Annotated in this window: 13 protein-coding genes; 6 read left to right on the forward strand and 7 right to left on the reverse strand. The window is 74.2% G+C overall.

Annotation, left to right across the window (positions count from 1 at the left end; genetic code table 11):
* Positions 1 to 33: 33 nt before the first annotated feature.
* Positions 34 to 372: a hypothetical protein gene (locus M1O15_RS26875; RefSeq protein ID WP_248636776.1), complete on the forward strand. Its 339-nt coding sequence runs from the start codon at positions 34 to 36 to the stop codon at positions 370 to 372.
* A 95-nt stretch (positions 373 to 467) separates the two neighbouring features.
* On the opposite strand, the gene hutH is transcribed toward M1O15_RS26875, so the two are convergent.
* From hutH to M1O15_RS26900, 5 genes are all read right to left on the reverse strand, one after another.
* A complete protein-coding gene (gene hutH / locus M1O15_RS26880; protein ID WP_248636840.1) occupies positions 468 to 2021 on the reverse strand; it encodes a histidine ammonia-lyase in 1554 nt (517 codons plus the stop codon).
* A 58-nt stretch (positions 2022 to 2079) separates the two neighbouring features.
* On the reverse strand, positions 2080 to 3228 hold the full coding sequence (locus M1O15_RS26885) for a GGDEF domain-containing protein (RefSeq protein ID WP_248636777.1): 1149 nt from the start codon (positions 3226 to 3228) through the stop codon (positions 2080 to 2082).
* Between the two features lie 143 nt (positions 3229 to 3371).
* Positions 3372 to 4214, reverse strand: a complete 843-nt coding sequence (locus M1O15_RS26890) for an enoyl-CoA hydratase/isomerase family protein (RefSeq protein WP_248636778.1) — start codon at positions 4212 to 4214, stop codon at positions 3372 to 3374.
* 28 nt (positions 4215 to 4242) lie between these two features.
* A complete protein-coding gene (locus M1O15_RS26895; RefSeq protein ID WP_248636779.1) occupies positions 4243 to 5706 on the reverse strand; it encodes an adenylate/guanylate cyclase domain-containing protein in 1464 nt (487 codons plus the stop codon).
* 316 nt (positions 5707 to 6022) lie between these two features.
* On the reverse strand, positions 6023 to 6916 hold the full coding sequence (locus M1O15_RS26900; protein WP_248636780.1) for a biotin--[acetyl-CoA-carboxylase] ligase: 894 nt from the start codon (positions 6914 to 6916) through the stop codon (positions 6023 to 6025).
* 182 nt (positions 6917 to 7098) lie between these two features.
* On the opposite strand from M1O15_RS26900, the gene M1O15_RS26905 reads away from it, so the two are divergent.
* Complete coding sequence (locus M1O15_RS26905) at positions 7099 to 8760, forward strand: acyl-CoA carboxylase subunit beta (RefSeq protein WP_248636781.1); 1662 nt, start codon at positions 7099 to 7101, stop codon at positions 8758 to 8760.
* Between the two features lie 53 nt (positions 8761 to 8813).
* Entirely contained in the window at positions 8814 to 9023 is a 210-nt protein-coding gene (locus tag M1O15_RS26910; protein ID WP_248636782.1) for an acyl-CoA carboxylase epsilon subunit, read from the forward strand.
* Between the two features lie 69 nt (positions 9024 to 9092).
* On the opposite strand, the gene mmpB is transcribed toward M1O15_RS26910, so the two are convergent.
* The gene (gene mmpB / locus M1O15_RS31520; RefSeq protein ID WP_282577309.1) at positions 9093 to 9221 is read right to left on the reverse strand and encodes a morphogenic membrane protein MmpB; all 129 of its coding nucleotides are present in this window, start codon (positions 9219 to 9221) and stop codon (positions 9093 to 9095) included.
* Positions 9222 to 9362: 141 nt separating this feature from the next.
* Here mmpB and M1O15_RS26915 point away from each other — a divergent pair, with 141 nt between their 5' ends.
* Entirely contained in the window at positions 9363 to 9971 is a 609-nt protein-coding gene (locus M1O15_RS26915; RefSeq protein WP_248636783.1) for a Maf family protein, read from the forward strand.
* Between the two features lie 27 nt (positions 9972 to 9998).
* Here the strand turns inward: M1O15_RS26915 and M1O15_RS26920 are convergent, their stop codons facing one another.
* Positions 9999 to 10478 carry a hypothetical protein gene (locus tag M1O15_RS26920; RefSeq protein WP_248636784.1) on the reverse strand — a complete coding sequence of 160 codons (480 nt, stop codon included), beginning with the start codon at positions 10476 to 10478 and terminating at the stop codon, positions 9999 to 10001.
* 395 nt (positions 10479 to 10873) lie between these two features.
* Here M1O15_RS26920 and M1O15_RS26925 point away from each other — a divergent pair, with 395 nt between their 5' ends.
* Both M1O15_RS26925 and M1O15_RS26930 read left to right on the forward strand, forming a co-directional pair.
* Positions 10874 to 12646, forward strand: coding sequence for an acetyl/propionyl/methylcrotonyl-CoA carboxylase subunit alpha (locus M1O15_RS26925; RefSeq protein ID WP_248636785.1), 1773 nt, complete (start codon positions 10874 to 10876; stop codon positions 12644 to 12646).
* A 189-nt stretch (positions 12647 to 12835) separates the two neighbouring features.
* Entirely contained in the window at positions 12836 to 13429 is a 594-nt protein-coding gene (locus tag M1O15_RS26930) for a TetR/AcrR family transcriptional regulator (protein ID WP_248636786.1), read from the forward strand.
* The last annotated feature ends 7 nt before the right edge of the window (positions 13430 to 13436 follow it).

Consider the following 13436-nt stretch of genomic DNA (forward strand, 5'->3'; position numbering starts at 1 on the left):
TCAATCTCCGGTTCCGCAAGGGGATCTGAACACGTGTCCGTCGCACGCCGACCGCTGTTGACCGCCACCGCCGCCGGAAGCCTCCTCGCCGCGCTGTGGTTCGTTCCTTCCGCCAACGCCACCGCCGACCAGCCGCCCACCGGGCGCGACCGCGCGGTGGCCGCCGCCGCCACTCCTCGTACTCCCAGCACCCCCGGCACTCCCAGCCCGCCCAGAGTCTCCACCGAGAAGCGATCCGCCGCCGTGGTGGCGCTCGCCGACACCGGTGGCGTGGACACCACGCCGTACCTGGTGGGCGGCGCGGCCTTCCTGGGACTCGGCACCGGGATGGTGGCCTTCGCGGTACGCCGAGGGGCCCGCGGGGCGCTCTGAGAGCCGCCCGGTGATGCTCCGGTACGCCGAAGGGGCGTGCGGGGCGCCTGGGAAGGCCGCCCCGCACGCCCCGTACCGGGATACGCGCCCTGGTCTCAGGCCAGCGGCCCGGTGACCCGCTCGACCGCCTCCACCAGCCGCCCGTCCCGTACGAAGGCCTCGGCGGCCTCCAGGTCGGGGGCGAGGAAACGATCCGGCCCAGGGCCCTGGACGCCCGCCGCGCGCAGCGCCTCGATGGCGGCGCGGGAGGCGGGGGCCGGGGCCAGGCCGTGCCGCAGCTCGATGCCCCGGGTGGCGGCGTACAGCTCCACGGCGATCACCCGGGTGAGGTTGGCGACCGTGGTGCGCAGCTTGCGCGCGGCCGACCAGCCCAGCGAGACATGGTCCTCCTGCATGGCGGAGGACGGGATGGAGTCGGCCGAGGCGGGCACGGCCAGCCGCTTCAGCTCGCCGACCAGGGCGGCCTGGGTGTACTGGGCGATCATCAGCCCGGAGTCCACCCCGGCGTCGTCGGCCAGGAACGGCGGGAGCCCGTGGCTGCGGTTCTTGTCCAGCAGCCGGTCGGTGCGGCGCTCGGCGATGGAGCCGAGGTCGGCGGCGGCGATGGCCAGGAAGTCCAGCACGTACGCGACCGGGGCGCCGTGGAAGTTGCCGTTGGACTCCACCCGGCCGCCGCCGGCCCCGTCGGGGAGCACCACCGGGTTGTCCACGGCCGCCGCCAGCTCGCGCTCGGCCACCAGCCGGGCGTGCGCCAGGGTGTCCCGGCCGGCGCCGGCCACCTGCGGGGCGCAGCGCACCGAGTAGGCGTCCTGGACCCGGGGGGCCTCCTGCTCCTGGAAGTGGCCGGTCAGCTCGGAGCCGTCGAGCACGGCGAGCATGTTGGCCGCGGAGGCGGCCTGCCCGGGGTGCGGGCGGATGGCGTGCAGCTCGGGGGCGAGCACCCTGGGGGTGCCGAGCAGCGCCTCCAGGGAGAGCGCGGCGGTGATGTCGGCGGCGGTGTAGAGCCGGTCCAGGTCGGCGAGGGCCATCAGCAGCATGCCGAGCATGCCGTCGGTGCCGTTGAGGAGGGCCAGGCCCTCCTTCTCGCGCAGCTCGACCGGGGCGATGCCATGGGCGGCCAGCAGTTCGCCGGCCGGGCGGACGGTGCCGTCGGGGCCCTCGGCGTCGCCCTCGCCCATCAGGGTGAGCGCGCAGTGCGACAGCGGGGCGAGGTCGCCGGAGCAGCCCAGCGAGCCGTACTCGTGGACGACCGGGGTGATGCCCGCGTTCAGCACGTCGGCCATGGTCCGCGCGACCTCGGGGCGCACCCCGGTGTGACCGGAGGCGACGGTCTTCAGCCGCAGGAACATCAGCGCCCGGACCACCTCGCGCTCGACCCGGGGGCCCATCCCGGCCGCGTGCGAGCGGACGATGTTGCGCTGGAGCTGGGCGCGCAGCTCATGGCCGATGTGCCGGGTGGCGAGCGCGCCGAAGCCGGTGGACACCCCGTAGACCGGTTCGGGCTTGGCGGCGAGGGCGTCGACGACCTCCCGGGCGCGGGCGAGGGCGGCGAGCGCCTCGGCGGACAGTTCGACGCGGGCGCCCGCCCGGGCCACGGCGATGACGTCCTGCGCGGTGGTCCCGGACGTCCCCACCACCACTGTGTGCATATCCATATTCAGCAGCGTACGTATTGAATCGAGACCTGTCACTACCGGATGCGGGCCTCTACGGGGGCGGCGGGGCGTCCCGGAAGCGGCGGCGGTCGCGGCCGGGGCCGAGCGGCGGCGAGGGGGCGTCGGCCAGCCGGATCACCGCCCCGTCCCGCCCCGCGACCACCGGCTTCGGGGAGCGGGCCGCCTTGGCGCGGTACTGGGCCGCGTCCGCCAGCCGGAACAGCCGGCGAGCCGAGCGCACCGGCCCGATCGGATCGCCGGTGGAGGCCACCCCGCAGGCCACACCCGCGCCGAGCTCCAGCTCCGCCGCCCGTGCGCACAGCTCGTCGGCGGCGGCGATCACCTCGTCCGCCTGCGGGCCGACCGCCAGCAGGCAGAACTCGTCGCCGCCCAGCCGGGCCGCCAGGGTCCCCGGCAGCATCGCCCCGCAGTAGGACAGCAGCGAGCCGAACCGTTCCAGCAGCCGGTCGCCCACCGCGTGGCCCAGGGTGTCGTTGACCTGCTTCAGCCCGTTCAGGTCGCAGACCACCAGGCTCACCACGGAGCCGTCCACCCGCCAGCGGTCCACCGCCTCGTCCAGCCGCAGGTCCACCGCCCGCCGGTTGGCCAGCCCGGTCAGCGGATCGGTGAAGGCCAGCCGCCGGACCTCCTCCAGCCGCTCGGTCTGCACGATCCCGGCGGCCACCACCGAGGCCAGCACGGTGGCGAAGTCGGCGTCCGCCCGGTCGAAGAGGGGCGCGCCGGTCGGCCGGGCCACATAGAGCTCGCCCCAGGCCCGCGCGTGCAGCACTATCGGCGCCACCACACAGGCACCCCGCCCGCGCCGGCGCAGCGCGGCGACCCGGGGGTGCGGATAGCCGGGACGGCCGGGCCCGGGGCCCTCGGCGGTCTCCACCCAGGCGTGCGGCTCACCGCCGTTGGCCCACCGCTCGTGCAGGAACTCGGTGATCTCGGAGAACTGGTGCACCGGGTAGCTCTCGTCGCCCGGGAACTCCTCCTCGTCCGGCGCCCGCTCCCCCACGTTGACCAGCACTTTCAGCCGGCCGCTGTCCCGCTGCCAGGTGGACAGGGCGGCGAAGCTCCCGCCGAGGGCGTCCCGCGCGCCGAGCGCGGCGGCCCGCCAGCTCTCCTCGGGAGTGTGCGCCAGCGCCATCGCCTGGGCCACCGCCACCACGGCTCGCAGCCGGACATCCTCTCCCATTCCTCAAGCTTAGGGAGGATTCCTGGCATTTCACCCCGGGGGGTCGGGTCCGGACCGGCGGGGTGCCCCGGTCGGCTCCGCGACCAGGGCCGATCGGCCGCCCGCCACCCGGCCCCCGGGCCGCCTTCCCCTCCCGGAGAGGACTACTCCCCCGGCCAGGCCGGCTTGCGCTTCTCGTTGAAGGCGGCCACGCCCTCGGCCCGGTCGCCGGAGAAGGCCACCGAGCGCCAGGCCGCGTCCTCCACCTCAAGACCGGCCCGCAGGTCCATGCCGTGGCCCAGCCGCAGCGCCCGCTTGGCGGCACGCAGCCCCACCGGCGAGTTGGCGGCGATCCGCCCGGCCAGCTCCAGCGCGGCGGTACGGGCCTCCTCGGCCAGCTCGTCCACCAGGCCGAGCCGCAGGGCCTCGGCCGCCTCGACCCGGCGGGCGGTGAAGACCAGCTCCGCCGCCCGGGCCGCGCCGACCCGGCGGGGCAGCAGCTGCGTACCGCCGCCGCCCGGGATCACCCCCACCGACACCTCCGGCAGCCCGACCACCGCACTGGCGTCGGCCACGATCAGATCGCAGGCCAGCGCCAGCTCGAAGCCGCCGCCCAGCGCGTAGCCGTGCACGGCGGCGACGGTCGGCATCGGCAGCTCCAGCACCCCGGTGTACGCGGCACGGGCAACCGGGCGCTGGCGCACCAGCTCGGCGTCGCTGAAGGAGTTGCGCTCCTTGAGGTCGGCGCCCACGCAGAAGGCCCGGTCGTTCGAGGAGGTCAGCACGGTGACCCGGGCGGCCGGGTCGGCGGCCAGCGCCTCGCAGGCGGCACCCAGCGAGCGGGCCATCTCGGTGGAGACCGCGTTCATCGCCTTCGGCCGGTCCAGCACCAGCTCGGCCACGTACCCGTGCCGGCGCACGACGACGTACTCCCCGAAGCGCCGCTCGGACCCCTCGGATCCCGTCGATCCCTCTGACCCCACTGGCCCGGCTGCCTGCTCTGCCATGCGGACGCACCCTCCCGGTCAACGGACGTTATCCGGGGATCCTAGGTGTCCGGCGGGTCAGCAGCCAGGGTTCGATCACCCCGAGCCCGCGGACCGGGCGCTGCCACATCGGCTGGAGGGCGAAGCGGTACGAGGGCGGGGTCTCGCCCTCCTTCTCGGCGCGGGCCGCGGCCTCGGCCGCCTCGGTCTCGGAGACCGGGGCCTCGCCGGTGCGGATCAGCTCCTCGGCGAAGGCCCCGTCCACCAGCACGGCGTCCTTGGGGGCTATCGAGGTGAGCCGGCTGGCCAGGTTCACCGTGGTGCCGAAGACATCGCCCATCCGGGTCGCCACGGTGCCGAAGGCGATCCCGACCCGCAGCGCGGGCATGGTCTCGTCCTGCGACAGGGTCTCGATCAGCCGTACGCCGATCTCGGCGGCGGTACCGGAGTCGTCGGCCGCGTACAGCACCTCGTCGCCGAGGGTCTTGATCAGCCGGCCGCCGTGCGCGGCCACCAGGTCGGCGCAGGTGGTCTCGAAGGCCTCGACCAGCTCGCCGAGCTCCTCCTCCTCCAGCCGGCGGGTCAGCCGGGTGAAGCCCACCAGGTCCGCGAAGCCGACCGCCAGCCGCCGGTCCACCATCTCCTCGTCGTCGGCGGCCTGCACCACCCGGCCCGTGGCGGCCGCGAGCTGCCGCCGCCACACGTACACCAGGAACTCCTGGAGCTCCGGCAGCAGCAGCTCGACCAGCGGATAGGTGACCTCGGTCCGGGTCATCCCGGGCTCGGGCGGCTCGGTCAGGCCCTCCAGGAAGGAGTCGATCTGCCATTCGGCCAGCCGGGCGGTGGTCTGCCCGGTGGAGCGGGCCACCTGCACCGCCATCGGCTCGCTGAGCAGCCCGGCCTCCACCAGACCGGCCAGCCGGCGCAGCGCCAGGACATCGGCCTCGGTGAGCGCCTTGGCCTGGCCGATGTCGGCGAAACCCATGGCCCGCCAGAAGCGGGAGGCGAGGTCCATGGAGACCCCGGCGGTGCGGGCCGCCTGGAAGGGGGTGTAGCGGCGGTCGGCGCCGAGGATCAGCTGCTCCAGCCGGATGGCGAGCGGATCGTCGGTCGGCTCGGCGGTGTGGTCGACCACATGGTGCGGGGTCGGGTACGCGGCGCCCTCCCCGGCCGCCCCGGAGCGGTGCTCCGTACGGGAGGCGGTGCCCGGCCGGCTCTCGTCCCCGGAGCGCGGGGACGGGGAGTCCTCGGGCGCGGCCTCGGACCCGGAGTCGCCTCCGGTGCCGGAGTCGCTCTCGGCCCCGGCCCCGGTCCCAGCCTCCGAGCCGGATCCTGAGCGGTACGGCTCGGTCCCGGAGTGGGAGGGGTCCGGGGCGCCGGAGCCGGAACGACGGGCGGAACCGGTACCGGAACGGGGTTCGGGGCCGGTGCGGGAACGGTGGACGGGGCCGCTGCCGGAACCGGTACCGGAGCCGGGCTCCGGCCGGTCGGGGTTCGCGTCGTCGACGGTCACCGGCCGCCTCCTGCCCGTTCCGTGCGCACTGTTCTGCCGATCTGTCGCTGGATCGCGGTCCACGATACGGCAGGTGTGCCCTGGCTCACGTCCTGATGGGCCGCCCGGGCCTCCGACCGGTCCCGACGCCGTACTCGCTGGTCCGGCGCTCGTTTGGGCCTCGTCCCGCCCCGATCCGACCCCGGGTCCGGCTCCGATCAGGCTCCCCTCCGGCCCCGGGCGGGGCGGAAGGATCAGCTCCGCCCGGGGCCCGCCGGAGCCGCGGCGGCCGGCTTCCGGTCCCGGTCCGTTGACCGCCCCGCCGGAGCCGCGGCGGTCAGCCGCCGGTCCCGGTCCGTACGTGGACGATGTCCCCGGCGCTGACGGCCTCCTGGCCGCCGCCCTCGGTGGCCACCACCAGCCGGCCCTCGCCGTCCAGGGCGATCGCCTCGCCCACCAGGGTGCGCTCACCCGGCAGCTCGGCGCGGACCGAGCGGCCGAGGGTGGCGCAGCCGGCGGCGTACGCCTCCTGGAGCCCGGAGGCGGCCGGGTCGCCGTTGGCGGCGGTCCACTGCCCGTACCACTCCTCCAGCGAGCGCAGTACGGCCCGCAGCAGCGGGTCGCGGTCGGTGGAGATGGCGTCGGCCAGGGCCAGTGATCCGGCCGTGTGAACGGGCAGCTCCTCGGCGCGCAGGCTGACGTTGAGGCCCAGGCCGATGACGACCGCGCCGCCGTCGCCGGCCCGCTCCGCGAGGATGCCGCCGGTCTTGCGCTCCTCGCCGCCGACGGTCACCAGCAGGTCGTTGGGCCATTTGAGGGCGGTGTCCGCCCCGGCGGCGCGGGCCAGCGCGGTGGCGGCGGCCACCCCGGTGAGCAGCGGCAGCCAGGCCAGGCGCTCCACCGGGACGTCCGGCCTCAGCAGGACGGAGAAGAAGAGCCCGGAGCGGGCGGGCGCGGACCAGGAGCGGTCGAGCCGGCCGCGCCCGGCGGTCTGCTCCTCGGCGACCAGCACCGCGCCCTCGGGGAGCTCGGCGGCGCGGGCGGACAGGTCGGAGTTGGTGGAGCCGGTGGCGGCGACCACGTCGAGGGAGGTCCACAGGGAGCCGGGGCGGACCAGGGCGCGGCGCAGCGCCCCCTCGTCGAGCGGCGGCCGTTCGAGGTCGGACCAGCGGCTGCCGCCGCCGCTTCCACCAGGAGAAGAAGAACCGTGTGCGGGCTGTGCGGGCGTCATGCAAGTCAGCGTAGGTGTGGCAAACACCGCACTGCCGGAGACCCGCCCCGCCGATACGCTACGGGCCAGTAGCCGTCGTCCCCGTGACCAGGGCGATCCGCCCCGTAACCGGCGATCGATCAACCGTCCACGACTCAACCGTCCACGACCAGGTCCCCGACCAGGCAGGGAGCCGCATCCCGATGTCCGAGCCGGCCAAGACGTCCCCGCAGCCCCAGGAGCCCCAGACCGGAGGGCCGCGGCCCGGTGAGTCCGCGTCCGGGGTCCCGATCGACATCCACACCACCGCGGGCAAGCTCGCGGACCTCCGGCGCCGTATCGAGGAGGCCACCCACGCCGGATCGGCGCGCGCCGTCGAGAAGCAGCACGCCAAGGGCAAGCTGACCGCCCGTGAGCGGGTCGCGCTGCTGCTGGACGAGGACTCCTTCGTGGAGCTGGACGAGTTCGCCCGGCACCGCTCGACCGCGTTCGGTCTGGAGGCCAACCGCCCCTACGGCGACGGGGTGGTCACCGGCTACGGCACGGTGGACGGCCGCCCGGTCGCGGTCTTCTCGCAGGACTTCACGGTGTTCGGCGGGGCGCTGGGCGAGGTCTACGGGCAGAAGATCGTCAAGGTGATGGACTTCGCGCTGAAGACGGGCTGCCCGGTGATCGGGATCAACGACTCCGGCGGCGCCCGTATCCAGGAGGGCGTGATGGCGCTCGGCCTGTACGGCGAGATCTTCCGCCGCAACACCCATGCCTCCGGGGTGATCCCGCAGATCAGCCTGGTCGTCGGCCCCTGCGCGGGCGGCGCGGTCTACTCGCCGGCCATCACCGACTTCACCGTGATGGTGGACCAGACCTCGCACATGTTCATCACCGGACCGGACGTCATCAAGACGGTGACCGGCGAGGACGTGGGCTTCGAGGAGCTGGGCGGCGCCCGGACGCACAACACCACCTCGGGTGTGGCGCACCACATGGCGGGCGACGAGAAGGACGCCATCGAGTACGTCAAGTCGCTGCTGTCGTACCTGCCGTCGAACAACCTGACCGAGGCCCCGTCCTTCCCGGAGGAGGCCGACCTGGCCCCCACCGACGAGGACCGGGAGCTGGACACCCTGGTCCCGGACAGCGCCAACCAGCCGTACGACGTGCACACCGTCATCGAACACGTGCTGGACGACGCGGAGTTCCTGGAGACCCAGGGGATGTTCGCGCCGAACATCGTCACCGGCTTCGGGCGGGTCGAGGGCTACCCGGTGGGCGTGGTCGCCAACCAGCCGATGCAGCTGGCCGGTTGCCTGGACATCGACGCCTCGGAGAAGGCCGCGCGCTTCGTCCGCACCTGCGACGCCTTCAACATCCCGGTCATCACCTTCGTGGACGTGCCAGGCTTCCTGCCGGGCGTGGACCAGGAGTACGGCGGGATCATCCGGCGCGGCGCCAAGCTGATCTACGCCTACGCCGAGGCGACGGTGCCGCTGATCACGGTGATCACCCGCAAGGCCTTCGGCGGGGCGTACGACGTGATGGGCTCCAAGCACCTGGGCGCCGACCTCAACCTGGCCTGGCCCACCGCGCAGATCGCCGTGATGGGCGCCCAGGGCGCCGTCAACATCCTGCACCGCCGCACCATCGCCGAGGCGGAGTCCTCCGGTGATGGCGAGGCGACCCGGGCGCGGCTGATCCAGGAGTACGAGGACACCCTGCTCAACCCGTACACGGCGGCCGAGCGCGGCTATGTGGACGCGGTGATCATGCCCTCGGACACCCGGGCGCACCTGGTCAAGGGGCTGCGCCAGCTGCGCACCAAGCGGGAGAGCCTGCCGCCGAAGAAGCACGGCAACATCCCGCTGTAGGGCGGGGGTACCCGTGTGAGCGTCGCGTCCCGCAGCACCACGAGGAGGTTCCCATGATCAGAGTCGTACGGGGCAACCCGACCCCGGAGGAGCTGGCCGCCGCCCTCGCGGTGGTCCGGGCCCGCGCGGCGGCCGATGCCGCGGCCGCCTCCGACGGCCCGCCGCACGCCCCGGAGGGCTGGTCCGACCCGGCCAGGATCGCCCGCGGCCGCCGCCCCCAGCCGGGCCCGCGCTCCTGGACCCGCTCCTACTGGCCGGCCTGAGGACAGCGGTATCGGTGAGAGGGCCCGTACCCGGCGCGGGTGCGGGCCCTCTGGCATGGGCGGCCGCCGCTAACGCAGCCCGGTGACGAACATCAGCACCACCATCGCCAGGGCCAGCAGGACACCCGCGCGTCGCAGCATGGCCTGCATGTCGCGCATCTCCTCGGGCGGCTCGTTCTCCGGGTCGGACCACAGCATGCCTTCGATCCTGCGGCCGCCGCCCCGCCGCCCGCCTGAGTACGCGTACTCAGCCTCCTCCGGGGCCCGCGTGGGCCTGGTCACCCCCGCCCGCCCCGGCCGTGTCCGCGCCCGCCGGAGTGGATCAGTACCCTCCCTGGCATGACCATCGCCGCTCGCCGCCGCCTTGTGCTGGCCTCCGCGTCCCCCGCCCGCCTCGGTCTGCTCCGGCAGGCCGGCCTCGCCCCCGAGGTCATCGTCAGCGGGGTGGACGAGGACGCGATCACCGCCCCCACCCCCGCCGAACTGGCGCTCGCGCTGGCCGAGGCCAAGGCCTCCCGGGTGGCCGCCCGGCCCGAGGTGGCCGGCGCCCTGGTGATCGGCTGCGATTCGGTGCTGGAGCTGGACAAGCGGGCACTGGGCAAGCCGGCCGACTCGGCGGAGGCCACCGCCCGCTGGAAGGAGATGCGCGGCCGGGCGGGCGTGCTCCAGACCGGGCACTGCGTCTACGACACCGCCGCCAAGCGGTACGCCTCCGCCACCGCGTCCACCGTCGTCCGCTTCGGCGAGCCGACGGACGAGGAGATCGCCGCGTACGTGGCCAGCGGGGAGCCCCTGCACGTGGCGGGCGCCTTCACGCTGGACGGCCGGTCCGCCCCGTTCATCGAGGGCGTGGACGGCGACCCGGGCAACGTCATCGGGCTGTCCCTGCCGCTGCTGCGCCGGCTGCTGGCCGAGCTGGGCGTGGCCATCACCGACCTCTGGGCCTGAGCCACCCCTCGTACGCGGGCCGCGACCCTACGCCGGGGCCGGGCGCCCGCCGCCGTCCGGGCCCGCCCCGGGGTCGCCCTCCGCCGGGACGGGGCCCGGGCGGCGGTCCGGCAGGTCGGGGGCATACAGCACCAGCGCGGCCACCAGCAGCGCCAGGACCAGCATCATCAGGGCGAACGCGGTCCAGCCGACCAGCCCCACCGCCACCGCGCCCAGCACCCCGTGCACGATGGCGCAGGCGATCAGCACGATCCGCACCGGCCGGGTCGGCGGCTGGTCCCGTACCCCCACCACCAGCAGCAGCACCCCGCAGAGCGCCAGGAACGCGCCGAACACCGCCCCCAGCACCCAGATCCCGGTGACCATGTGGTCGGGGTCGAGGCCGTCCAGGGACATCTGCTGGCCGCCCATCACAGAGGCGAGCACCAGATGCAGCAGCACCGTGCCGACCGCTTCCAGCAGCAGCACGACCCCGGCCGCCAGGGCGATGGCTCGACGGGCCCCCATGGAACCCCCTCCTACTCCCGCTGATGTCTCCTCTTACCGGCGGTAGTGACCGGTGCCGGGCAGGCTACTGAGTGGTAATGGCCAGGACAAGGGGGTGGACCAGGGCCGGCCTCGGAGATCGCCTCGGGCGCGCCGCTCAGAGGAATCCGTTCCGCCATTGGTAGGGACTCCACAAAGAATCGGGACGCGGCGCTGGACCGGCAGACAGAGACCTGGGCCACACCGGGCGGTTACTGTTCCGTCCAGAAGCCCTGCGTAACGTGGTGCGACAAGGATTTTTCCGCATACGGCACGCCTCGAATCACGCTCCGTGTGGGCAAGCTCACCCCTGGGGACGGGTCGTGAGGCCGTGTCGGCAGTCCCTAAACTCAGCTTGTTTCAAGGAGGGAGCCATCGTGCGCAAGGTGCTCATCGCCAACCGTGGCGAAATCGCTGTCCGTGTCGCCCGGGCCTGCCGGGACGCGGGGATCGCCAGCGTGGCCGTCTACGCCGATCCGGACCGGGACGCCCTGCACGTCCGGGCGGCCGACGAGGCGTTCGCCCTGGGCGGTGACACCCCGGCGACCAGCTACCTGGACATCGCCAAGGTGCTCCAGGCCGCCGCCGACGCGGGGGCGGACGCAGTCCACCCCGGCTACGGCTTCCTGTCGGAGAACGCGGAGTTCGCCCAGGCCGTGCTGGACGCCGGGCTGACCTGGATCGGCCCGCCGCCGCACGCCATCCGCGACCTGGGCGACAAGGTGGCCGCCCGGCACATCGCCCAGCGCGCCGGCGCCCCGCTGGTGGCCGGCACCCCCGACCCGGTCTCCGGGGCCGACGAGGTCGTCGCCTTCGCCGAGGAGCACGGCCTGCCGATCGCCATCAAGGCCGCCTTCGGCGGCGGCGGGCGCGGACTGAAGGTCGCCCGCACCCTGGAGGAGGTCCCCGAGCTCTACGACTCCGCCGTCCGCGAGGCGGTGGCCGCCTTCGGCCGCGGCGAGTGCTTCGTCGAGCGCTACCTCGACCGCCCCCGGCACGTGGAGACCCAGTGCCTGGCCGACACCCACGGCAACGTGGTCGTCGTCTCCACCCGTGACTGCTCGCTCCAGCGCCGCCACCAGAAGCTGGTCGAGGAGGCCCCCGCGCCGTTCCTCACCGAGGACCAGAACAAGCAGCTCTACGCCGCCTCCAAGGCCATCCTGAAGGAGGCCGGCTACGTCGGCGCCGGCACGGTGGAGTTCCTGGTCGGCAACGACGGCACCATCTCCTTCCTGGAGGTCAACACCCGCCTCCAGGTCGAGCACCCGGTCACCGAGGAGGTCACCGGTATCGACCTGGTCCGCGAGATGTTCCGCATCGCCGACGGCGAGGAGCTCGGCTACGGCGATCCCGCGGTGCGCGGCCACTCCTTCGAGTTCCGCATCAACGGCGAGGACCCGGGCCGCAACTTCCTGCCCGCCCCCGGCACCGTCACCCTCTTCGACCCGCCCACCGGCCCCGGCGTCCGCCTCGACGCGGGCGTGGAGTCCGGCAGCGTCATCGGCCCGGCCTGGGACTCCCTGCTGGCCAAGCTGGTCATCACCGGCGCCACCCGGCAGCAGGCCCTCCAGCGCGCCTCCCGGGCGCTGGCCGAGTTCACCGTGGAGGGCATGGCCACCGCCATCCCGTTCCACCGGGCCGTGGTGGTCGACCCGGCGTTCGGCCCCGAGCTGACCGGTTCCGCCGACCCGTTCACCGTCCACACCCGCTGGATCGAGACGGAGTTCGTCAACGAGATCAAGCCCTTCGCCGCCCCGGCCGACGCCGAGTCGGACGAGGAGCCGGGCCGCGAGACGGTCGTGGTGGAGGTCGGCGGCAAGCGCCTGGAGGTCTCCCTGCCGTCCTCGCTGGGCATGTCGCTGGCCCGCACCGGGCTGGCCGCCGGCGCCAAGCCCAAGCGCCGGGCCGCCAAGAAGTCCGGCCCGGCCGCCTCCGGCGACACCCTCGCCTCCCCCATGCAGGGCACCATTGTGAAGGTGGCCGTCGAGGAGGGCCAGGAGGTCAAGGAGGGCGAGCTGATCGTGGTCCTGGAGGCCATGAAGATGGAGCAGCCGCTGAACGCCCACCGCTCCGGCACCGTCAAGGGCCTGACCGCCGAGGTCGGCGCCTCCATCACCTCCGGCGCCGCGATCTGCGAGATCAAGGACTGACCTCCGGCACTCCGCGGATACGGAACGGGGCCCACCGGTTTGTTTCCGGTGGGCCCCGTTCCCGTACCGCCGCACCCGCGCCCGGTGATTTCCCGGTACCGGCCGGGGTCCGAGCCCGCGATGGCATCCTGGAGTTCCTGGAGAGCACGCCGCGAGCGCGGCGGGGCCGCGACGAGGAGGGACCGCGCGATGGCGACCAGTACGGCGGCGGACCGGGTGCCCGAGCAGCCGCGTCCGCTGCGCGCCGACGCCCGCCGCAACCGGGAGCGGCTGCTGCGCGAGGCGCGGCTGGCCTTCGCCGAGCACGGCACCGACGCCTCGCTGGAGGAGGTGGCCCGCCGGGCGGGCGTGGGCATCGGCACGCTCTACCGCCACTTCCCCAACCGGCACGCGCTGATGAACGCGGTCTTCCAGGAGGCGCTGCACGCCCTGCTCACCCGCTCCCAGGAGCTGGCGGAGGCCGAGCAGCCGTGCGCCGCGCTGGTGGAGTGGCTGCGGGCCATCGTCACCCACGCCGGTGAGTACCGGGGGCTGGCCAAGGAGCTGATGTCCGCCTCGCACGACACCACCTCCGCGCTCTCCCAGTGCAGCACCCCGCTGGGCTCAGCGGGCGCCGCCCTGCTGCGGCGCGCCCAGCGGTCCGGGGCGGTACGGGAGGACGTGTCGATCGGCGACCTGATGCAGCTGACCAACGCGATCGCCCTGGCCGCCGAGGAGTGCCCGGCCGACGCGCAGCTGGCCGACCGGCTGCTGACCCTGACCCTGCGCGGGCTGAAGCCGTGACCTCACT

The organism is Streptomyces lichenis, from assembly GCF_023218175.1.
Lineage (GTDB): Bacteria > Actinomycetota > Actinomycetes > Streptomycetales > Streptomycetaceae > Streptomyces > Streptomyces lichenis.

What these genes read in the sequence shown, in the direction of transcription:
- M1O15_RS26915 (WP_248636783.1), top strand. Translation starts at nt 9,363, where the DNA reads ATGACCATCGCCGCTCGCCGCCGCCTTGTGCTGGCCTCCGCGTCCCCC.
- M1O15_RS26930 (WP_248636786.1), top strand. Translation starts at nt 12,836, where the DNA reads ATGGCGACCAGTACGGCGGCGGACCGGGTGCCCGAGCAGCCGCGTCCG.
- M1O15_RS26890 (WP_248636778.1), bottom strand. Translation starts at nt 4,214, where the DNA reads ATGGCAGAGCAGGCAGCCGGGCCAGTGGGGTCAGAGGGATCGACGGGA.
- mmpB (WP_282577309.1), bottom strand. Translation starts at nt 9,221, where the DNA reads ATGCTGTGGTCCGACCCGGAGAACGAGCCGCCCGAGGAGATGCGCGAC.
- M1O15_RS26900 (WP_248636780.1), bottom strand. Translation starts at nt 6,916, where the DNA reads ATGACGCCCGCACAGCCCGCACACGGTTCTTCTTCTCCTGGTGGAAGC.
- hutH (WP_248636840.1), bottom strand. Translation starts at nt 2,021, where the DNA reads ATGCACACAGTGGTGGTGGGGACGTCCGGGACCACCGCGCAGGACGTC.
- M1O15_RS26905 (WP_248636781.1), top strand. Translation starts at nt 7,099, where the DNA reads ATGTCCGAGCCGGCCAAGACGTCCCCGCAGCCCCAGGAGCCCCAGACC.
- M1O15_RS26910 (WP_248636782.1), top strand. Translation starts at nt 8,814, where the DNA reads ATGATCAGAGTCGTACGGGGCAACCCGACCCCGGAGGAGCTGGCCGCC.
- M1O15_RS26920 (WP_248636784.1), bottom strand. Translation starts at nt 10,478, where the DNA reads ATGGGGGCCCGTCGAGCCATCGCCCTGGCGGCCGGGGTCGTGCTGCTG.
- M1O15_RS26885 (WP_248636777.1), bottom strand. Translation starts at nt 3,228, where the DNA reads ATGGGAGAGGATGTCCGGCTGCGAGCCGTGGTGGCGGTGGCCCAGGCG.